The sequence below is a fragment of the Mycobacterium sp. 5-140-3-2 genome (assembly GCF_035666375.1).
Lineage (GTDB): Bacteria > Actinomycetota > Actinomycetes > Mycobacteriales > Mycobacteriaceae > Mycobacterium > Mycobacterium intracellulare.
Window position 1 is genome coordinate 154299 of the sequence record NZ_CP142025.1, and the last position, 21641, is coordinate 175939.

General features: G+C 68.6%; 15 protein-coding genes. 10 read left to right on the forward strand and 5 right to left on the reverse strand.

Features of this window, described 5'->3' with window-relative positions; genetic code table 11:
- The first annotated feature begins 91 nt into the window (after positions 1-91).
- From P6281_RS00810 to eccA2, 5 genes are all read left to right on the forward strand, one after another.
- Complete coding sequence (locus P6281_RS00810; RefSeq protein ID WP_008262890.1) at positions 92-1117, forward strand: MinD/ParA family ATP-binding protein; 1026 nt, start codon at positions 92-94, stop codon at positions 1115-1117.
- On the forward strand, positions 1114-2643 hold the full coding sequence (gene eccD, locus P6281_RS00815) for a type VII secretion integral membrane protein EccD (protein ID WP_324738572.1): 1530 nt from the start codon (positions 1114-1116) through the stop codon (positions 2641-2643). Before P6281_RS00810 ends, eccD begins: the two co-directional genes overlap by 4 nt.
- Positions 2628-4286: a type VII secretion system ESX-2 serine protease mycosin MycP2 gene (gene mycP2, locus P6281_RS00820; RefSeq protein WP_014381603.1), complete on the forward strand. Its 1659-nt coding sequence runs from the start codon at positions 2628-2630 to the stop codon at positions 4284-4286. Before eccD ends, mycP2 begins: the two co-directional genes overlap by 16 nt.
- Positions 4283-5905, forward strand: coding sequence for a type VII secretion protein EccE (gene eccE, locus P6281_RS00825; protein ID WP_324738573.1), 1623 nt, complete (start codon positions 4283-4285; stop codon positions 5903-5905). The genes mycP2 and eccE overlap by 4 nt, the downstream gene beginning before the upstream one ends.
- A 112-nt stretch (positions 5906-6017) precedes the next feature.
- The gene (eccA2, locus tag P6281_RS00830) at positions 6018-7868 is read left to right on the forward strand and encodes a type VII secretion system ESX-2 AAA family ATPase EccA2 (protein ID WP_170320649.1); all 1851 of its coding nucleotides are present in this window, start codon (positions 6018-6020) and stop codon (positions 7866-7868) included.
- 9 nt (positions 7869-7877) lie between these two features.
- Here the strand turns inward: eccA2 and P6281_RS00835 are convergent, their stop codons facing one another.
- Both P6281_RS00835 and P6281_RS00840 read right to left on the reverse strand, forming a co-directional pair.
- Positions 7878-8318 carry a nitroreductase family deazaflavin-dependent oxidoreductase gene (locus tag P6281_RS00835; protein ID WP_008262900.1) on the reverse strand — a complete coding sequence of 147 codons (441 nt, stop codon included), beginning with the start codon at positions 8316-8318 and terminating at the stop codon, positions 7878-7880.
- A 1-nt stretch (position 8319) separates the two neighbouring features.
- Positions 8320-9171, reverse strand: a complete 852-nt coding sequence (locus tag P6281_RS00840; RefSeq protein ID WP_008262901.1) for an NAD(P)H-binding protein — start codon at positions 9169-9171, stop codon at positions 8320-8322.
- 110 nt (positions 9172-9281) lie between these two features.
- On the opposite strand from P6281_RS00840, the gene sigI reads away from it, so the two are divergent.
- Positions 9282-10160 (forward strand): RNA polymerase sigma factor SigI, encoded by an 879-nt coding sequence (sigI, locus tag P6281_RS00845; RefSeq protein WP_014941125.1) that lies wholly within the window; start codon positions 9282-9284, stop codon positions 10158-10160.
- Positions 10161-10162: 2 nt separating this feature from the next.
- On the opposite strand, the gene P6281_RS00850 is transcribed toward sigI, so the two are convergent.
- Complete coding sequence (locus P6281_RS00850) at positions 10163-11329, reverse strand: MinD/ParA family ATP-binding protein (RefSeq protein WP_324738574.1); 1167 nt, start codon at positions 11327-11329, stop codon at positions 10163-10165.
- A 624-nt stretch (positions 11330-11953) separates the two neighbouring features.
- Between P6281_RS00850 and gltB the strand changes: the two genes are divergently transcribed.
- Positions 11954-16537, forward strand: a complete 4584-nt coding sequence (gene gltB, locus P6281_RS00855; RefSeq protein WP_008262912.1) for a glutamate synthase large subunit — start codon at positions 11954-11956, stop codon at positions 16535-16537.
- A complete protein-coding gene (locus P6281_RS00860) occupies positions 16530-18005 on the forward strand; it encodes a glutamate synthase subunit beta (protein WP_008262914.1) in 1476 nt (491 codons plus the stop codon). Before gltB ends, P6281_RS00860 begins: the two co-directional genes overlap by 8 nt.
- A gap of 394 nt (positions 18006-18399) precedes the next feature.
- On the opposite strand, the gene P6281_RS00865 is transcribed toward P6281_RS00860, so the two are convergent.
- Entirely contained in the window at positions 18400-19251 is an 852-nt protein-coding gene (locus P6281_RS00865; RefSeq protein ID WP_014383623.1) for an LLM class F420-dependent oxidoreductase, read from the reverse strand.
- A 51-nt stretch (positions 19252-19302) separates the two neighbouring features.
- On the opposite strand from P6281_RS00865, the gene P6281_RS00870 reads away from it, so the two are divergent.
- A complete protein-coding gene (locus tag P6281_RS00870) occupies positions 19303-19743 on the forward strand; it encodes a hypothetical protein (protein WP_008262917.1) in 441 nt (146 codons plus the stop codon).
- Between the two features lie 31 nt (positions 19744-19774).
- Positions 19775-20782, forward strand: coding sequence for a PHP domain-containing protein (locus tag P6281_RS00875; RefSeq protein WP_324738575.1), 1008 nt, complete (start codon positions 19775-19777; stop codon positions 20780-20782).
- Between the two features lie 8 nt (positions 20783-20790).
- On the opposite strand, the gene P6281_RS00880 is transcribed toward P6281_RS00875, so the two are convergent.
- Entirely contained in the window at positions 20791-21546 is a 756-nt protein-coding gene (locus P6281_RS00880) for a YoaK family protein (protein WP_008262924.1), read from the reverse strand.
- Between the last annotated feature and the right edge of the window lie 95 nt (positions 21547-21641).

Consider the following 21641-nt stretch of genomic DNA (forward strand, 5'->3'; position numbering starts at 1 on the left):
CCAAAGTCTTGTAATAACAACGCCTGTCGCGCTTGATGGGTGGTTTCTCAACGGGTAAACGCGGTATCGCGAACCGTGTTAGCATCTCGTCGTGACGAGCCCTTGGAATGACCCGAATATGTCGGACGAAGGAGCGCTCAGACGGGGGGATCCGTCAGGGGGCAGCAACTTCCCGGATTCGGTATCCGACACGATGCGAATTACCGATCTGGCCGCACCACGAAAGATTCCACCGGGGTCAGGATGGCGTAAATTCATTTACGCCATCTCATTTCGACAAATAAATCTCGGTGAATCGCCCCGAGAACGGCACTACCGTGACTTACAAAACCGCATCCGCCGGCATATTCGACGGCAGTATGTGATCACCGTGGTCTCCGGCAAGGGTGGCGTCGGGGTCACGACGCTCACGGCCTGCCTCGGTGGCGTGTTCCGGGAATGCCGCCCGCAGAACGTGATTGCGATCGACGCCGTCCCCGGATTCGGCACCCTGGCCGACCGCATCGACGACTCCCCGCCGGGCGACTACACCGCGATCATCAACGACACCGATGTCCAGGGCTACGCTGATATCCGAGAACATCTGGGGCAGAACGCAATCGGGCTCGACGTGCTGGCCGGCAACCGGACCTCGGACCAACCCAGGCCGCTGGTGCCGGCGATGTTCTCCGGGGTGCTGTCGCGGCTGCGGCGCACCCACACGGTGATGATCGTCGACACCTCCCCCGATCTCGAACACGAAGTGATGAAGCCGGTATTGGAGAACACCGACACCCTCGTGTTCGTTTCGGGGATCACCGCGGACCGCTCGCGTCCGGTGCTGCGGGCGGTGGATTACCTGCGGTCGCAGGGCTACCACGAGTTGGTCTCGCGCAGCACCGTGATCGTGAACCACACCGACCAGATCACCGACAAGGACGCGCTGGCGTACCTGACCGAGCGGTTCACCAAGGTCGGCGCGACCGTCGAGGCGCTGCCGTTTGATCCGCATCTTGCCAAAGGCGGCATCATCGATACGGTTCACGAGTTGAAGAAAAAGACGCGGTTGCGCCTCTTTGAAATCACCGCGGGGCTGGCCGACAAATACATTCCAGACGCTGAGCGGGCGGTACCGTGACCTCGCCGCATAAGGTCGCTTTTCCGGCGCGTTGTGCGGTCAACATTTCTTACGAGAAGCATCTGTGTTCCCAAGTCTTCCCCGCCGGAATTCCGATGGAGGGATTCTTCGAGGGAATGGTCGAGCTGTTCGACGCGGACCTGAAGCGCAAAGGTTTTGACGGCATTTCGTTGCCGGCCGGCAGCTACGAACTCCACAAGATCAATGGGGTCCGGCTCGATATCAATAAGAGCCTCGACGAGCTCGGCGTCCAGGACGGCGACACCCTGGTGCTGGTGCCCAGGGTCGACGGGGAGTCGTTCGAACCGCAGTACGAGTCCCTGTCGACGGGCCTGGCCGCGATGGGCAAGTGGCTGGGCCGCGACGGCGGGGATCGGATGTTCGCGCCGGTGACGCCGCTGACGGCCGCGCACACGGCGGTCGCGGTCATCGCGATGGCGGTCTCGGTGGTGGTGGCCCTGACGCTGCGGGCACGGACCTTCACCGACGGCCCGATCCCGGCGGCGGTGGCCGGCGGGGTCGGCGTCCTGTTGGTCATCGCGACCCTGGTGGTGCGAACCGGATGGCGGGAGCGGCGCGATCTGTTCAGCGGGTTCGCCTGGCTCGCGGTGGTCTCGCTGGCCACCGCCGGCGCCTGCGCGCCGCCGGGTGTGCTGGGCGCGGCGCACGGGCTGATCGGCGCCGTGGTGGTGATCCTGGGTGCCGTCGCCATCGGGGTGACGGCACGCAACCGGTGGCAGACCGCGGTGGTCACCGCCGTCGTGACGGTGTGCGGCGTCCTGGCCGTCGTTGCCGCCGTCCGGATGTTCCGCCCCGCCTCGGCGCAGGTGCTGGCGGTGTGCGTGTTGGTCGGATTGCTGGTCCTCGTCCGGATGACCCCGCTGATCGCGTTGTGGGTGGCCCGGGTCAGGCCGCCGCACTTCGGGTCGATCACCGGACGGGACCTGTTCGCGCGGCGCGAGGGGATGCCGGTCGACACCGTGTCCCCGGTCAGCGAGGACGAATCCGAGGACGAGGACAACGAACTCACCGACATCACCGCGCGCGGCGCCGCGATCGCCGCCTCGGCGCGCTTGGTCAACGCGGTCCAGGTGGGACTGTGCGTCGGGGTCTCGATCGTGCTGCCCGCCGCGGTCTGGGGGGTGTTGACGCCGGGCCGCCCGTGGGCGTGGTTGGCGCTGGTGGTCGCCGGCCTGGTGTTGGGGATCTTCATCACCCAGGGCCGCGGATTCGCCGCCAAATACCAGGCCGTCGCGCTGGTGTGCGGGGCGTCGGCCGCGGTGTGCGCGGGGGTGGTCAAATACGCCGTCGCCGGGGCCCACGACGCCATGGCGGGATTGCTGTGGCCGGTGGTGGCGGTGGCGACATTCGCCGGATTGGGTTTGGCCGCAGCGCTTTTGGTTCCGGCCATGCGGTTCAGACCGTTCATCCGGTTGACCGTGGAATGGGTGGAAGTGCTCGCATTCATCGTTCTGCTGCCGGCGGCGGCGGCCCTGGGAGGGCTCTTCACGTGGATTCGCCACTGAGAACCGTTGCGGCGCTGACCGCCGCCCTGACCCTGGTCGCGTTATCCGCCAATATCCCTGCCGCCCAAGCGATCACACCGCCCTCGGTGGATCCGGGGATGGTGCCTCCCGACGGACCGCCGCGGCCCGAACAGCCGATGCGCCGGGCCAACAGCTGTTCGTCGCCGATCGTCGTGCGAAACCCCGACGTGGCGCAGCTGGCTCCGGGGTTCAACCTGCTCAACATCGCCAAGGCGTGGCAATACAGCACCGGCAACGGGGTGCCCGTCGCGGTGATCGATACCGGGGTGACGCCGAACCCGCGGCTGCCGGTGGTACCCGGTGGCGACTACATCATGGGCGAGGACGGCCTGATGGACTGCGACGCCCATGGCACCATTGTCAGCTCGATCATCGGCGCTGCGCCGCAAGGGATTTTGCCGATGCCGCGGCCCATGCCGGCCACTCCCGCGTTCCCGCCGCCGGCCGGGCCGCCACCGGTCGCCGGGGCGCCTCCGCCACCGGTTGAGGTGCCGCCCCCGATGGCGCCGCCGCCCCCGCCGCCGCCGGTGACGATCACCCAGGTTCTTCCGCCGCCGCCACCGCCGCCCCCGCCGCCGGAGGGCGGCGGCGCCACCGCCGCATCGAACGGGCCACCCGATCCGCAGACCGAGGAAGAACCCGCGGTGCCGCCGCTTCCCCCGGGGGCACCCGACGGGGTGGTGGGTGTGGCCCCGCACGCGACGATCATCTCGATCCGGCAGTCCTCGCGGGCCTTCGAACCGGTCAACCCGCCGCCGGGGGATCCCAACTCCGACGAGAAGGTCAAGGCCGGCACGCTGAATTCGGTTGCGCGCGCGGTGGTTCATGCCGCCAACATGGGTGCGAAGGTGATCAACATCTCGGTCACTGCGTGCCTGCCCGCGGCGGCCCCGGCCGATCAACGGGCCCTGGGCGCGGCGCTGTGGTACGCGGCCACAGCGAAGGACGCGGTGATCGTGGCGGCGGCCGGCAACGACGGGGAAGCCGGTTGCAACAACAACCCGATGTACGACCCGCTGGACCCGTCGGATCCGCGGGACTGGCATCAGGTCAAGGTCGTCTCGGCGCCGTCGTGGTTCTCCGATTACGTCCTGTCGGTGGGCGCCGTCGATGCCAGCGGCGCCGCCCTGGACAAGAGCATGTCGGGGCCGTGGGTCGGCGTCGCCGCCCCGGGGACGCACATCATGGGTCTCTCGCCCCAGGGCGGCGGGCCGGTCAACGCCTACCCGCCGTCGAGGCCGGGCGAGAAGAACATGCCGTTCTGGGGAACCAGCTTCTCGGCGGCCTACGTCAGCGGCGTCGCGGCGCTGGTGCGCGCGAAGTACCCCGACCTGTCCGCGCACCAGGTGATCAACCGGATCGTGCAGTCGGCCCACAATCCGCCCGCCGGGGTCGACAACAAGGTCGGCTACGGGCTGGTGGACCCGGTCGCCGCGTTGACCTTCAACATCCCGCCCGGTGACCGGATGCCGCCGGGCGCGCAGAGCCGGGTCATCACCCCGGCGGCGCCGCCCCCACCGCCGGACCACCGGGCGCGCAACATCGCCATCGGATTTCTGGGGGTGGTGGCCGCCGGCGTGCTCGTGTTCGCGATCGCCGCGCGGTTGCGGAGGGCGCGATGAGGCCCAACCTCACCGGGTTCAGCCGCGGCAGCAATCGCCGGGTCGTCGGGGTGTGGGTGGTGTTCGTGCTCGCGCTCGCGAGTTGGCTGCTGGCCGGCTACATCGGCGCCGCGGTCGCCGTGGTGGTGGGCATCGCGCTGGTGTTCGTGCGCTGGTGGGGCCAGCCGGCGTGGTCGTGGGCCGTGCTGTGGCGGTGCGGTCGGCGCCCGATCGACTGGTCGGCCCCAATCACCGTGGCCAACAACCGATCCGGTGGCGGCGTGCGCGTGCAGGACGGCGTCGCCGTGGTCGCGGTGCAGCTGCTGGGCAGAGCGCATCGGGCCACCATGGTGACCGGGTCGGTGACCGTCGAGACCGAAAACGTGCTCGACGTCGTCGAACTGGTGCCGATGCTGCGCCAGGCCCTCGGCCTGCAGCTCGACTCGATCAGCGTCGTCAGCATCGGTTCCCGGCACGGCACCGTCGGCGACTATCCGCGGGTGTACGACTCCGAGATCGGCACCCCGCCGTACGCGGGCCGGCGCGAAACGTGGCTGATCATGCGGCTGGCGGTGCTCGACAACGCGCACGCGTTGGTGTGGCGCACGACCGTTGGCGCGGCGGCGATTTCGGTTGCGCAGCGCATCGCGGGCCTGCTGCGCTGTGAAGGCCTGCGGGCCAAGGTGGCCAACGCCACCGATTTGATCGAACTCGATCGCCGGCTCGGCTGGGACGCGGTGTCGGGACCGGCGCAGCGATGGAAAGCCATCCGCGGGGAAGCGGGCTGGCTGACCACCTATGCGTATCCGCCCGAGGCGATCACGTCGCGCCACCTGTCGCAGGCGTGGACGCTGCGCGCCGACGAGGTCATCCAGAACATCACGGTGTATCCCGACGGGCAGTGCACCGCGACCATCACGGTGCGCACGCCGACACCCGCGCCCACCCCGCCCAGCGTGATCCTGCGCCGGCTCAACGGCGAGCAGGCCGCGGCGGCGTCGGCCAACATGTGCGGACCCCGGCCGCACCTGCGCGGAATCCGGCGCAGCCCGCTGCCCGCCGAGCTGGTCACCGAGATCGGGCCCTCGGGCGTGCTGATCGGGAAACTCAGCAACGGCGACCGGCTGCTGGTGCCGGTCACCGACGCCGGTGAACTGTCGCGCGTATTCGTCGCCGCCGATGACCCGATCGCCAAGCGGATCGTGATCCGCACCGCGGGCGCCGGGGAACGAGTCTGCGTGCACACCCGTGACATGGCGCGCTGGGTCAGCGTGCGGATGCCGGAGATCAGCGTCGTCAACGGCTCGCGCCCGGCACCGCGCACCACCGTCAGTGTGGTGGAATACGCCGCGCGGCGGGGCAGGGACGGCAACGGTGCTTCCGACGGCGGGGGCACCGACATTCGGGACGCCGCGATCTCGCCCACCCCCCGGCCGGCGACGGTGATCACCATCGCGCCCGCGGGCGTCAGGCTCTCCGAGGGGCAGCGCCACGGGTTCGAGGTGATCATCGAGCAAGTAGGGCCCTCGGTGGTGAATGTCAGTGCCGCGGGGAAGAATTGGCTTGCCGAGATGGACATGTTCCGCGCCGAGCACCGCTACGTCAGCCTGGATCCGGTCACCATGTCGGTCGGCACGTAGAAGTTCGGCAACGCGAGTTTGAGGCATAGTTTGATGAGCGCACGCGGCGGCAGCTCGCTCCGGCCAAGGGCGGCTACCCGCAACCCCGATGACCACGGTCGCGGCGCTCGCGATGGGGGATGTGATGGGTGATTTACAAACGGCCCGAAGGCATTTCGACCGGGCCATGGGGATCATGGGCCGCCAGGGCCGGGCGGCGGCCCTGCCGGAGTTCGTCGCCGCGACCGACGCCGACGCGTCGATGGCCGATGCGTGGCTGGGGCGCATCGCCTGCGGCGACAGCGACCTGGACTCGTTGCGGCGTCTCTATGCCACCAGCGAATGGCTGCACCGGGAGACCACGCGGATCGGGCAGACGCTGGCCGCGGAGATTCAGCTGGGCCCCTACATCGGCATCACCGTCACCGACGCATCGCAGGTCGGGCTGGCGCTCTCGTCCGCGTTGACGATCGCCGGGGAGTACGCCGAGGCCGACCGGCTGCTGGCCAACCGCGACCTGCTGGACTCCTGGACCAACTACCAGTGGCACCAGCTGGCCCGCACCTTCCTGATGTACCGGACACAACGCTGGCCCGACGTCCTGCTCGCGGCCGCCGAGGAGTTGCCCCCGCAGGCGATCGTGATGTCGGCGGTGACGGCGTCGATCTGCGCGCTGGCCGCGCACGCCGCCGCCCACCTCGGGCAGGGCCGGGTCGCCCTCGACTGGCTGGACCGCGTCGACGTGATCGGGCACACCCAGTCGTCGTCCCGTTTCGACGCCGACGTGCTGACCGCGTCCATCGGCCCGGCCGACATTCCGCTGCTCGTGGCGGATCTGGCGTACGTGCGCGGGATGGTGCACCGCCAGCTGCGTGAGGAGGACAAGGCCCAGATCTGGCTGTCCAAGGCCACCATCAACGGGGTCCTGACCGCGGCGGCCAAAGAAGCGCTGGCCGACCCGAACCTGCACCTGGTGGTCACGGACGAAGAGACCATCGACAGCCGCACCGACCGTTGGGACGCCTCGACGGCCAAGAGCCGCGACGAACTCGACGACGACGCCACCGCCGACCGGCGGGCCGAGCTGCTGGCCGAGGGGCGCAAGCTGCTGGCCAAGCAGGTGGGGCTGGCCGCCGTCAAGCAGGCCGTCGCGGCGCTGGAAGACCAGCTCGAGGTGCGGATGATGCGTCTCGAGCACGGCCTGCCGGTGGAAGGGCAGACCAACCACATGCTGCTGGTCGGTCCGCCGGGTACCGGTAAGACGACCACCGCCGAGGCGCTGGGCAAGATCTACGCGGGCATGGGGATCGTGCGCCACCCCGAGATCCGGGAGGTGCGCCGTTCGGATTTCTGCGGTCACTTCATCGGGGAGTCGGGACCCAAGACCAACGAACTGATCGAAAAGTCGCTCGGCCGAATCATTTTCATGGACGAGTTCTACTCCCTGATCGAGCGCCACCAGGACGGCACGCCCGACATGATCGGCATGGAGGCCGTCAACCAGCTCCTCGTCGCGCTGGAAACGCACCGCTTCGATTTTTGTTTCATCGGCGCGGGCTACGAAGACCAGGTGGACCAATTCCTCACCGTGAACCCGGGTTTGGCCGGCCGGTTCAACCGCAAGCTGCGCTTCGAGTCCTACTCACCGGCGGAGATCGTCGAGATCGCGCACCGTTACGCGACGCCGCGCGCCAGCCTGCTCGACGACGCCGCGCGCGAGAAGTTCCTGGACGCGGCCACGACCATCCGCAACTACACCACTCCCGGTGGGCGCCACGGCATCGACGCCATGCAGAACGGCCGGTTCGCCCGCAATGTCGTCGAACGTGCCGAGGGCTTCCGCGACACCCGGGTGGTCGCGCAAAAGCGGGCGGGCCAACCGGTGACGGTCGAGGACCTGCAGATCATCTCCGCCGACGATATCGAGGCGGCGGTGCGCAGCGTGTGTTCGGACAACCGCGACATGGCCGCCATCGTCTGGTGACCCGGCGCGTCACGCCGGTTCGAAGCGGAAGACGGCGAGTCGGCCCGCCAGGGCTTCGAATTCGTCCGCGGTCCCGTCGCGCACCATCCCGGAACGTTTCGCGAACGCCACGCCGACCGGCACTTTGGCGGGGAACTCCCGCAGCACCGGCCGGGCCTCGCCGGCGGACAGTTCGACGATCCGGACCCGGCGTGAGCGACGGCCGCGGCGCAACGTGCCGGTGCCCGCCGCCCGGGCGTTTGCCGCCCAGTCGGCCCCGGGATAGCCGGCCACCACATAGAGGCCGCCCTGGAAGTCGAACGGCGTCATCGGCGTGCTGCGCGGTTGACCCGTCTTGCGCCCGGGCACGGTGAGCACCATGGCCGGCCCGGTCGGGATGCCCAGTCGTTGCACCGCCATCATGAACTTGTTCATGGGCTTGAGGTAGCGCGGGGGACGCGGTTCGGTCATGTCAGGCTCCGTGGTTCTCGTTGGTGAAGACGTCGCGGTGCTCGGCGACCCAGTGGCCGAACGGAAGGGCCGGGCGGCCGAGGATCTTCTCGACGTCGTGGGTGACCAGCGCGGGCTTGTCGAGCGATTCGGCGAGCATGGCGATGTAGGCGTCGGCGAATCCGGCGCTGAATCCCAAGCCCAGGAAGCGTTGCCGCACAGCGTCTGTGGGAACCTCCAGGTATTGGAGCGGCCGGCCCAGCACGGCGCCGATGACCTGCACCAGCTCCGAGTTGGTGAAAGCCTGTGGGCCCGTCAACGGAATGCGCTGTCCGGCAAGCTCGTCGGTGAGCAACGCGCGCGCCCCTACCGCCGCGATGTCCGTCTCGACGATCGGCGCCGTCGACGCCGCGGCGTACGGCCCCGCGACCACGTCGCCGGCGCGGAGCTGCGCGGACCACATGCCGGCGAAGTTCGACGCGAACACGCTGGGCCGCAGGCTCACCCAGGCCAGCCCGGAGTCGACGGCGAGCCGTTCGACCTCCTTGTTGCGGTCGCCGCGAAATCGGGACGGCTGGCGGGACAAGTCGTCGTCGGCGTTGATCGCCGACAGGGCGACCAGTTTCCCGACGCCGGCGCGCCCGCATTCGGCCACCACTTCTTCGAGTTGCCCGCGCAGCGCGCGGGAGTTCAGGAAGACCGCCGACGCGCCCGGCAGCGCCTCGGTGGCCGAAGCGAACACCTCGACCTCGGGGGGAAATCCGGCCGGCCCCGGCTGTCGGGTGATCGCGCGCACGCGCGCGCCTGCGGCAAGCAGGTCCGCGACGAGCGGGCGCCCGACGTTACCGGTCGCACCGGTGACGACGATTGTCATGGGACGGTTCCTTTCGTGGATTTGTGCACTGCTGCAAGGACGGGGCAAAAGGTGGGAAAGTTACACGACAGAACCTGTAACTTTTCGGGGCGGCGGATCGTCGAAGAGTCATGAACCAGTCGCAGTCAACGGGCGACCAGGTCGCCGAGGCCTGGCGCCGTCACCGCCCGTATCTGGTCAACCTGGCCTACCAGATGCTGGGCGACATCGGCGACGCGGAAGACGTTGCGCAGGAGGCATTCCTGCGGCTCTCACGCGCCGAGGTCGGCGACATCGAGGATGTCCGGGGCTGGCTGACCGTAGTCGCGAGCCGGCTCTGCCTCGACCAGGTGCGCTCCGCGCGCGCCCGTTACGAACGCCCCGGCGACGTCGAGGAGCGGCCGGCACCACGCCGGTCCGACCCGGCCGACCGGATCACCCTCGACGACGAGGTCCGCAGCGCGCTGTTGGAGGTCCTGCGGAGGCTCAGCCCCGGTGAGCGGGTGAGCTTCGTGCTGCACGACGTGTTCGGCGTTCCCTTCGACTCGATCGCGGAAACCGTGGGCCGTCCCGTCGGCACCTGCCGCCAGCTGGCGCGGCGGGCGCGGGCCAAATTCGTTGCCGCGCAACCGAATATGAATGACGTGGCCGTGGCCGAGCATCAGCTCGTCACGGAGAAGTTCATCACCGCGTGCGCCAACGGCGATCTCGCCGCGCTGGCCGCCGTCCTGGATCCGACGGTCTGGGGTGTGGGCACGATTCTCGCCGACCCGGCGCCGCCACCACAGGTCAACCACGGGCCCGACGCGGTGGCGACCAACCTGCTGCGCTACCTGTGGCCGGACGTGACGCTGGTCGGCGGTCCGGTCGGGGCGCCGGTGTTGCTGGCCTTCAGCGATCGTCGATTGTTCGCCGTTATCGTGCTGACGATCCGCGGCGCGCGCGTGACCAAAATCGAGGCGATCGCCGACCCGTCGGCGCGGGCGGGCAACGCTGCCGAGAACGCCTAGGCCTATTGGTCTTTCGGCCCGCGCTCGCCCGGGCGGTGGGGGCGCGCCGCGAAATAGCCGGCGATGGTCGCGGTGATCTCGAGGAACTTGCGCCGCGTGGCCGGGGCCATTTCCCGGGCCACGTCGATGACCCCGCCCGGTCGCAGGTGCGGGTCGAACGGCACCTCGATGACCGGCCGCCCGTGATCGGTGAACTCGCGGGCCAGCAACGCCCGGGTGCGTTTGTCCGCGTGGCCGTCCGAATCGTTGAGCACCACGATGCTGTGCTGCAGCAGCGTCGTCAGGCCCTGATCCGCGAGCCATTCCATGGTCCGCGCGGCGGCGGACGCGCCGTCGGCCCAGGGCGAGGACACCACGATCAGCGCGTCCAGATCGCGCAGCACCTCCTGGGTCAGCGGCGCGTCCATCGTCGAACCGCAGTCGATGACCGAGATCGTGAAATGGCGATCCAGCCGCAGCGCGGCCTCCCGGTAGATCGCGGGATCGAGCACGCGGCGCGGTCCGGACGCCGGTTCGCCGCCGAGCACGTGCAGGCCCGCGGAATTGCGGCCCAGGCGCGCCACCACATCGTCGAAGGACCGCAGGTTCTTGTCGGCGGTGAGCTCCCAGAACGAGCGCGTCGATCCCGGATCGATGCGGCTGCTGAGGCGCCCGAAGGCGGTGTCGGCGTCGATCGCCACGACGTGGTCTTGCCGGCGGAGTTGGGCGAACAGCGAGCCGACACTGGCGGCCACCGAGGTCTTGCCCACGCCGCCCTTGCCCAGCACACCGACCTTGTAGTTGCCGTGCAGGCGGGTCTGGATGGTCGCCTCGAACTGAGCCTCCTGCCGCTGGGCCGGGGAAGGGCCCAGGGTGATCAGGCCGAAGGTGGCGATCCGCAGGACGCGTCGCCAACCGCGGTCGGGGAGGTCCTGCGAGGGCGGCGGCGCAGGGGCGGGTTGCTGCGGCGCCACGGCGGGTGGTGGCCGCAAGGACGGGGCGGCGGCGGGAGACGGGGGCGCCGGTGCCCAGCCCTGCGGCGGAGCGGACGGCCGGGGCGGGGCGGGGGCCGGGGCCGGTGGCCGCGGGGCGGCGTGGGGCCCGTGCGCAGGGGGGCCAGGCGGGCGGGCCGCCGCGGTTTTCCGCGCGGGCTGCAGACGGTCCCGCAGGAATTCGTCGCGCTCGTTCATGGGCTCCTCAGGTGCCGGGCGGTCGGTCGTCGCGCCGTGTTACGTGATAAGCGCCACGGTCCGGCGCGCGACGCCGGACGTGACCAATACCGGTCCAGTATCTCCTCACGCGGGCGGCGTGGGAACCCGCAAACCCGGCCCGGTTCGCTGCGGGATCGGCGCGCCGCCGCGATCGCGGCACTGAGCACGTCGATCCCCGGCGTAGGCGCCGTTACCACCGGGACCGCAAAGCGCCAGCAGCAAACTTATCGCGGCCCGTCGATCGAGGCCGCGAGCGCGCGGTGGAAGGCCGGCGGTGGTGGAAATCACCGGCCCGCACCCCGGCACCGCACGAGTGCCGATCAGCGGCAACCGCGAAATTTACGAGGGTGCCCGCCGACGGTTTAGACTTGACGAAGTTGGCATGTCAGGCGGGTATTGTCATATCGTTTTACGACTTGTCGAGACCGGTTCCAGGCCACCGTTCAGAGCTGCACGGACATCCCGAACAGGATCATCTCCGCCTGGGGCACAGCCTATCGAGACAAGACCGAAGGGATATTCGCCCGCAACGTCCGGGGTGCGATCTCATCGGGGCCGCTGGTAACGGCCGCGCAGAACGTTCAGGTGAAGGGTCAGGTGCATATGACGCCCAAGCGCGTCGGGTTATACAACCCCGCGTTCGAGCACGACGCGTGCGGGGTAGCCATGGTCGTCGATATGCACGGCCGCCGCAGCCGCGACATCGTCGATAAGGCAATCACCGCGCTGCTCAACCTCGAACACCGGGGTGCCCAGGGCGCCGAGCCGCGCAGCGGCGACGGTGCCGGCATCATGCTTCAGGTTCCCGATGCCTTCCTGCGCGAAGTCGTGGACTTCGAGTTGCCGCCGGCGGGCAGCTACGCCACCGGCATCGCCTTCCTGCCGCAATCGTCCAAGGACGCCGCGACCGCGTGCGCCGCGGTGGAGAAGATCGCCGAAGCCGAGGGCCTGACCGTGCTGGGCTGGCGCAACGTCCCCACCGACGACTCGTCGCTGGGCGCGCTGTCGCGCGACGCGATGCCCACCTTCCGGCAGGTGTTCATGGCGGGGGCGTCCGGTATGACGCTGGAGCGCCGGGCCTACGTGGTGCGCAAGCGCGCCGAGCACGAACTGGGCACCAAGGGCCCGGGCCAAGACGGCCCCGGCCGCGAAACCGTTTACTTCCCGAGCCTTTCGGGTCAGACCCTGGTCTACAAGGGCATGCTGACCACCCCGCAGCTCAAGGCGTTTTACCTTGACCTGCAAGACAATCGGTTGACCAGCGCCCTGGGAATCGTGCACTCGCGGTTCTCCACCAACACTTTTCCGTCGTGGCCGCTGGCGCATCCGTTCCGCCGCGTCGCCCACAACGGTGAGATCAACACCGTCACCGGCAACGAGAACTGGATGCGGGCCCGCGAGGCGTTGATCAAGACCGACGTGTTCGGCTCGGAAGCCGACGTCGAGAAGTTGTTCCCGATCTGCACGCCCGGCGCGTCCGACACCGCGCGCTTCGACGAGGCGCTCGAGCTGCTGCACCTCGGCGGGCGCAGCCTGGCCCACGCCGTGCTGATGATGATTCCCGAGGCGTGGGAGCGCAACGAGTCGATGGACCCCGCGCGCCGCGCGTTCTACCGCTACCACGCCTCGCTGATGGAGCCGTGGGACGGGCCGGCGTCGATCACCTTCACCGACGGCACGATCATCGGCGCGGTGCTCGACCGTAATGGCTTGCGCCCCTCGCGGATCTGGGTCACCGAAGACGGTTTGGTGGTGATGGCGTCCGAGGCCGGCGTGCTGGACCTGGACCCGGCCAAGGTGGTGCGTCGGATGCGGCTGCAGCCCGGCCGCATGTTCCTGGTGGACACCGCGCAGGGCCGCATCGTCTCCGACGAGGAGATCAAAGCGGAGCTGGCCGCCGAGCACCCCTACCAGGAGTGGCTGGACAAGAACCTGGTCCCCCTCGACGACCTGCCGCAGGGCCACTACAAGCGGATGCCGCATGACCGACTGGTCAAGCGCCAGCAGACATTTGGCTACACCTACGAGGAACTCAACCTGTTGGTGGCGCCGATGGTGCGCAGCGGCGCCGAGCCGATCGGGTCGATGGGCACCGACACCCCGGTCGCGGTGCTCTCCCAGCGGCCCCGGATGCTCTACGACTACTTCCAGCAGCTGTTCGCGCAGGTGACCAACCCGCCGCTGGACGCCATCCGTGAGGAGGTGGTGACCAGCCTGCAGGGCACCACCGGCGGCGAGCGTGACCTGCTCACCCCGACCGAGCTCTCGTGTCACCAGATCGCGCTGCCGCAGCCGATCCTGCGCAACCGGGAGCTGGCGAAGCTGATCAACCTCAACCCGGACGACGAGGTCAACGGACGCCCGCATGGCATGCGTTCCAAGGTGATTCGCTGCCTTTACCCGGTGGCCGAAGGTGGCGCCGGGCTGGCCGCCGCCCTCGAGGACGTGCGCGCGCAGGCATCGGCGGCGATCGCCGACGGCGCGCGGGTGATCATCCTGTCCGACCGCGAATCCGACGAACGGATGGCGCCCATTCCGTCGCTGCTCGCGGTGGCGGGGGTGCACCACCACCTGGTGCGCGACCGGACACGCACCCACGTGGGTCTGGTGGTGGAGACCGGTGACGCCCGCGAGGTGCACCACATGGCGGCGCTGGTCAGCTTCGGCGCCGCGGCGATCAACCCGTACCTGGCGTTCGAGTCGATCGAGGACATGCTCGACCGGGGCGTGATCGAGGGCATCGACCGCAAGACGGCGCTGAACAACTACATCAAGGCGGCCGGCAAGGGTGTGCTGAAAGTGATGTCCAAGATGGGCATTTCGACGCTCGCCTCCTACACCGGTGCGCAGTTGTTCCAGGCGGTCGGCATCTCCGAGGATGTGCTCAACGAATACTTCACCGGGTTGAGCTGTCCCATCGGCGGGATCACCCTGGACGACATCGCCGCCGACGTCGCCGCCCGCCACGCCCTGGCCTACCTGGACCGGCCGGGCGAACGCGCCCACCGCGAGCTCGAGGTGGGCGGGGAATACCAGTGGCGCCGCGAGGGCGAGTACCACCTGTTCAACCCCGAGACCGTCTTCAAGCTGCAGCACGCCACGCGCACCGGCCAGTACAAGGTGTTCAAGGACTACACCCGCCTGGTCGACGACCAGAGCGAGCGCATGGCGTCCCTGCGCGGCCTGCTCAAGTTCCGCGCCGGTGTGCGGGAACCGATCCCGCTCGAAGAGGTCGAGCCCGCAAGCGAAATCGTCAAACGCTTCTCCACCGGGGCGATGAGCTACGGCTCGATCTCGGCGGAGGCCCACGAGACGCTGGCCATCGCGATGAACCGGCTGGGCGGCCGGTCCAACAGCGGCGAGGGCGGCGAGGACGTCAAGCGCTTCGACCGCGACCCCGACGGGGCCTGGCGGCGCAGCGCGATCAAACAGGTCGCCTCGGGCCGGTTCGGTGTCACCTCGCACTACCTGACGAACTGCACCGACATCCAGATCAAGATGGCCCAGGGCGCGAAACCCGGTGAGGGAGGCCAGCTTCCGGGGCACAAGGTGTACCCGTGGGTGGCCGAAGTCCGCCACTCCACCCCCGGCGTCGGCCTGATCTCACCGCCGCCGCACCACGACATCTACTCCATCGAGGACCTGGCACAGCTGATCCACGACCTGAAGAACGCCAACCCGGCGGCGCGCGTGCACGTCAAGCTGGTCTCCGAGAACGGCGTCGGCACGGTGGCGGCGGGCGTGTCCAAGGCCCACGCCGACGTGGTCCTGATCTCCGGGCACGACGGCGGCACCGGCGCGACGCCGATGACCTCGATGAAGCACGCCGGGGCGCCGTGGGAGCTGGGGCTGGCCGAGACGCAGCAGACGTTGCTGCTCAACGGGTTACGCGACCGGATCGTGGTCCAGGTCGACGGCCAGCTCAAGACGGGTCGCGACGTGATGATCGCGGCGCTGCTCGGCGCCGAGGAATTTGGCTTCGCCACCGCGCCGCTGGTGGTGTCCGGCTGCATCATGATGCGGGTCTGCCACCTCGACACCTGCCCCGTCGGGGTGGCCACCCAGAACCCGGTGCTGCGCGAACGTTTCACCGGCAAGCCCGAGTTCGTCGAGAACTTCTTCATGTTCATCGCCGAAGAGGTCCGCGAATACATGGCGCAGTTGGGATTCCGCACCCTCAACGAGGCGATCGGGCAGGTCAAGGCGCTCGACACCACGTTGGCGCGCGCCCACTGGAAGGCGCACCGGCTCGACCTGGACCCGGTCCTGCACGAGCCGGAATCGGCGTTTATGAACCAGGACCTGTACTGCACCTCGCGTCAGGACCACGGCCTGGACAAGGCGCTCGACCAGCAGTTGATCGTGATGAGCCGCGAGGCACTGGATTCCGGTACGCCGGTGCGTTTCTCGACCACGATCAGCAACGTCAACCGCACGGTGGGCACCATGCTCGGCCACGAGGTCACCAAAGCCTATGGCGGTCAAGGGTTGCCGGACGGGACCATCGACATCACCTTCGACGGCTCGGCGGGCAACAGCTTCGGCGCGTTCGTGCCGCGCGGCATCACCCTGCGCGTCTACGGCGACGCCAACGACTACGTCGGCAAGGGTCTGTCCGGTGGCCGGATCGTGGTTCGGCCGTCGGACGACGCCCCGCAGGACTACGTGGCCGAGGACAACATCATCGGCGGCAACGTGATCCTGTTCGGCGCGACCAGCGGTGAGGCGTACCTGCGCGGTGTCGTCGGCGAGCGGTTCGCGGTCCGCAACTCCGGGGCGCACGCCGTCGTCGAGGGTGTCGGGGACCACGGGTGTGAATACATGACCGGCGGCAAGGTCGTCGTCCTCGGTCGCACCGGCCGCAACTTCGCGGCCGGCATGTCCGGCGGGGTGGCGTACATCTACGACCCGCACGGCGAATTGCCAGGAAATCTCAACACGGAGATGGTCGAGCTCGAGAGCTTGGATGAGGATGACGACGAGTGGTTGCACGGCATGATCCAGGCACACGTTGATGCCACCGATTCCGCTGTGGGTCAGCGCATTCTGGGTGACTGGCCGGAGGAGCGCCGGCATTTCGCCAAGGTGATGCCGCGCGACTTCAAGCGGGTGCTGCAGGCCATCGCCGATGCGGAACGCGACGGCGCCGATGTCGACAAGGCGATCATGGCGGCCGCCCATGGCTGATCCGAGCGGCTTCCTGAAATACACGCACCGGGAATTGCCGAAGCGCCGGCCGGTCCCGCTGCGGTTGCGCGACTGGCGCGAGGTCTACGAGGATTTCGACAACGAGACCCTGCGCGAGCAGGCGACCCGCTGCATGGACTGCGGTATTCCGTTCTGTCACAACGGTTGTCCGCTGGGCAACCTGATTCCGGAGTGGAATGACCTGGTCCGCAGGGACCAGTGGCAGGCCGCGATCGAACGGCTGCACGCCACCAACAACTTCCCGGACTTCACCGGCCGGCTGTGCCCGGCGCCGTGTGAGCCGGCCTGTGTGCTCGGCATCAACCAGGATCCGGTGACGATCAAGCAGATCGAGCTGGAGATCATCGACAAGGCCTTCGACGAGGGCTGGGTGCGGCCGCTTCCGCCGGAGAAGCTGACCGGGAAAAAGGTCGCCGTGGTCGGTTCCGGACCCGCGGGCCTGGCCGCCGCTCAGCAGCTGACCCGCGCCGGCCACAGCGTCACCGTCTTCGAGCGGGCCGACCGCATCGGCGGCTTGCTGCGCTACGGCATCCCGGAATTCAAGATGGAAAAGCGCGTGCTCGACCGCCGGTTGGACCAGATGCGCGCCGAGGGAACCGAGTTCCGGGCGGGCGTCAACGTCGGGGTCGACATCAGCGCCGAGCAGCTGCGCTCCGACTTCGACGCGGTGGTGCTGGCCGGCGGTGCGACCGCCTGGCGCGATCTGCCCGTTCCCGGCCGGGAATTGGACGGCATCCATCAGGCGATGGAATTCCTGCCCTGGGGCAACCGGCAAGCGTTGGGTGATCTGGGCGAAGGCGAGGTGGACGCCGACGGGCAACCGCCGCTCACCGCCAAAGGCAAGAAGGTCATCATCATCGGCGGCGGTGACACCGGCGCCGACTGCCTGGGCACCGTGCACCGGCAGGGCGCCACCGAGGTGCACCAGTTCGAGATCATGCCGCGCCCACCGGAGACGCGCGCCCCGTCCACCCCGTGGCCGACCTACCCGCTGATGTACCGGGTCTCCGCGGCGCACGAAGAGGGCGGCGAGCGGGTGTTCTCCGTCAACACCGAGCAGTTCGTCGGCCGGGACGGTCGCGTCACGGCGCTCAAGGCGCACGAGGTCACCATGGAGGGCGGCAAGTTCGTCAAGGTCGACGGCTCCGATTTCGAACTCGAGGCCGACCTGGTGTTGCTGGCGATGGGATTCGTCGGGCCCGAGAAGGAGGGCCTGCTCACCGAGCTCGGAGTCAAGCTCACCGAGCGCGGCAACGTCGCGCGCGGCGCCGACTTCGAGACGTCGGTTCCGGGCGTCTTCGTAGCCGGGGACATGGGTCGCGGCCAGTCATTGATCGTTTGGGCGATTGCTGAGGGCCGGGCGGCCGCCGCGGCGGCGGACCGGTTCATGATGGGTTCCACCGCGCTGCCGGCGCCGATCAAGCCCACCGCGGTACCGCTTCAGTAGTAACACCAGTCACACCAGAAACACGCGCTGGTTCGTTCGGCGCGTCTTCCGCAGTTTGCCAGACGGTGGGTGTCTAATAATCCCCTGTGAGCCCGCTCACAGGGGGGTCACACTGTTTCCCGGATGGACGGACCGATTGCAGGAGTGGTTTTTGTGCATATCCACCCAGTACCCCGGACGCGGATGGGGCGAATGGCCTGGTCATGGTTGCGTCACCCGGTAAAAAGTCGCGAGTTCCCCGCCAAGCACGAGCGGTTGGTCACCGCCCAGGATCTACTGCTCTTCGGCGCGTGACCACTCTGCCGCCGCGCCTGCGGGCGCCCGGCGGGTTTGCTCCGCGGCCGGCGGGCGGGATTTTCGCCTGAGCGCCAGGGGCGGGGCCCGAAAATCGGTGCTATCCGTCGAGTAATCCCGAATCGCGGATCGCCTCGGCGAGCGGTTCCAGCACGGCGGGGTCGTGTGGCGGGGGTAGGTAGACGATCCCGAGGTCGAGCCCTTCGGCGGCGAGTCCGGCGGCGTCCGCGACGACCTTCCCGTAGTCGAGGTCCGGCTCGAGGCGCAGGTGCGCCGAGAGGGTGATCTCCTTCGGATCGCGGCCGATGTCCGCGCAGTGTGCGGCGAGGACGTCACGCTTGTGGGCGAAAACGTCGGGCGGGCCGCCGACGAAGTTCCAGTGCTGGGCGTAGCGGGCGGTGATCCGCAGCGTGCGCTTCTCGCCGCTGCCGCCGATGCAGATCGGGGGGTGCGGACGCTGCGGCCCCTTGGGCTCGTTGCGGGCACCCTTGAGCTGATAGAACCTGCCTTGAAAATCGGAGCAGTCCGTGGTCAAAAGGCTGGTCAACACCTCGCAGGCTTCCTCGAAGCGGTCGAAGCGTTCCTTGATGCTGCCCAGCTCGATGCCGTAGGCGCCGGATTCCTCCTCGTTCCAGCCGGCGCCGATCCCCAGCTCGAGGCGCCCGTTGGAGATGATGTCGAGGGCGGCCGCCATGTTGGCCAGCACCGCGGGGTGGCGGTAGTGGATCCCGGTGACCAGGGTGCCCAGCCGCAATCGCGTGGTGGCCTGTGCCAGCGCCGTCAGCGTCGTCCACCCCTCCAGACAGGGCCCGCTGCTGTCGGAGAAGATCGGGTAGAAGTGGTCGAAGGTCCACCCGGATTCGTAGACGTCGATGTCGTCTGCGGCCTGCCAGACGGCCAGCATCTGGGCCCAGGTGGTGTTCTGCGGAGAAGTCTTGAAGGCGAATCGCATGTCAACGACGTTAGTCGGCGTTTATGAAGGGCAACTAAACTCGACCGCGCTATGACTTGCCCTTGTTGCTCCCTGGGAATCGACACCAAGCTCACGCTGCTGGCGGCGGGCCTGATCTTCCTGCTCGCGCTCGTTCTCGGGATCTGGAAATACCGCGGGATGATGACCTCCGAGAATCATCTCGCGCATCCCTACGTCGACATCGCGCATCGCGCGGCGCTGCTGTATTCGTTCGCGACGCTGCTGCTCGCGGTTTTCGTACAACTGAGCGCCTGGCCGGTGTGGGTGAACCTGACGGCCGCCGGCGTCGTCGTCTTCTTCTTCGTGGCGGCCATCGCCGCCTACATCACCCACGGGGCACGGCGCGACACCGTCAACCAATTCGAAAACGCCGACCGCAGCACCGAATTGGCGATGGCCGCGCTGATCGTCGGGGAAATCGGCGGGTTCGGCGTGCTGCTCGCCGGGTTCGTGGTCGGCCAACTGCTGTAACTCGCCGAGGTCTGGCGGGCACACTGGAGTAATGGATCCGGTAGCGGCCCTGCGGCAGATCGCCTACTACAAGGACCGGAGCCGTCACGACCCGAGACGCGTGATGGCCTACCGCAACGCGGCCGACATCATCGAGGGCCTCGACGACGCGGCGCGCGAACGCCACGGCCAGGCCAACAGCTGGCAGTCGCTGCCGGGAATCGGCCCCAAAACCGCCAAGGTCATCGACCAGGCGTGGTCCGGCCGAGAACCCGACCTGCTGGTCGAATTGCGTTCCACCGCAGAAGATCTCGGTGGCGGTGACATTCGTACCGCGCTGCGCGGCGACCTGCACCTGCACTCCAACTGGTCGGACGGCTCCGCTCCGATCGAGGAGATGATGGCCGCGGCGGCGGCGCTGGGCCACGAATACTGCGCGCTGACCGACCATTCGCCGCGGCTGACCATCGCCAACGGCCTGTCGCCGGAGCGGTTACGCAAGCAGCTCGACGTGATCGACCGGCTGCAGGAGACGTTCGCGCCCATGCGCATCCTCACCGGGATCGAGGTCGACATCCTCGACGACGGCAGCCTGGACCAGGAACCCGAACTGCTGGAACGCCTCGACGTCGTGGTGGCCAGCGTGCACTCCAAGTTATCGATGGATTCCGCCGCGATGACCCGGCGCATGCTGCGCGCGGTCCAAAACCCGCACGCCGACGTGCTCGGCCACTGCACCGGCCGGCTGGTGTCCGGCAACCGCGGCATCCGGCCGGAATCCAAGTTCGACGCCGAGGCGGTGTTCACGGCGTGCCGCGAGTCCGGCACCGCGGTGGAGATCAACTCCCGGCCGGAGCGGCGCGACCCGCCGACCCGCCTGCTCAACCTGGCGCTGGACATCGGTTGCGTGTTCAGCATCGACACCGACGCCCACGCCCCGGGCCAGCTGGACTTCCTCGGTTACGGCGCGCAGCGCGCCCTGGACGCGGGCGTTCCCCCCGACCGGATCGTCAACACCTGGCCGGCCGGCCGGCTGCTGGAGTGGACCGGGTCGAATTGAGACGCCGCTCAGACCCGCACCCGTTCGGCGCGCTCGGGAACCGGTGCGGCGCTGCGGACGGTGCCCTGCAGCAGGTTGGCGGCGCCGACGGTCGCGCAGATCGCGGCCGGGATGAGCAGCGCGTAACCCCCCAACTGAGCCCCGAACATGATCCCGGCCACGCCGCCGCCGAGGAATAACACCAGGGTGGCGGCCAGTATCGCCGTTTTCCAGTTCTTGATGCCGTGTATCCGGCTGCGGCCGAGGATCAGCCCGAGGTCGGTGATGGTTCCGGTGAAGTGCGTGGTGCGGATCGCCATCCCGCGAAAGCTCGATGTCATCCCGTTTTGCAGGCCGAGCGCCGCGGCGGCGAACAGCGCCTGCACCGCGGTCTGCTCGACGCCCAGGGCGTTGATCTGTGCCCTGACGACGGTCTCCGCTCCCCCGGCCGCGGCGAGCACGAGCAAGCCTGCCTCGAGGTACAGCACGGCGGCGTGGCGTGGGCCCGCAAGGGCATCGGTGGGTGCGAGGATCGCCCCGGCTATGGCCGCTCCCATCAGGAAGCCCAGAAAGATTGCGCCGAGCACGTGGCCTTCGTACAGCCACGGGTTGGCCGTGTGCATGCCCAGCTGGGTGGTGATCCCGGTCAGATTGCCGACGGGCACCGCCAAGATCAGCAGCGCCACGGCATTGACGAAGCCCGCGGATAAGGCGAGTAACGCGCTGTAACCGAGCAGGAGACCTTCGCGGGGCAGGCCGGTGTCGCGGGATTGGTGCGGCGGCATCGGATTCAGTTGCTCACTTTCGAGGTCGGGTTTACGCCAACCTAACAAGCGGGCCGCCGCACAAGCGGGGTCGCGAGGCTGATTCAAATCAACCT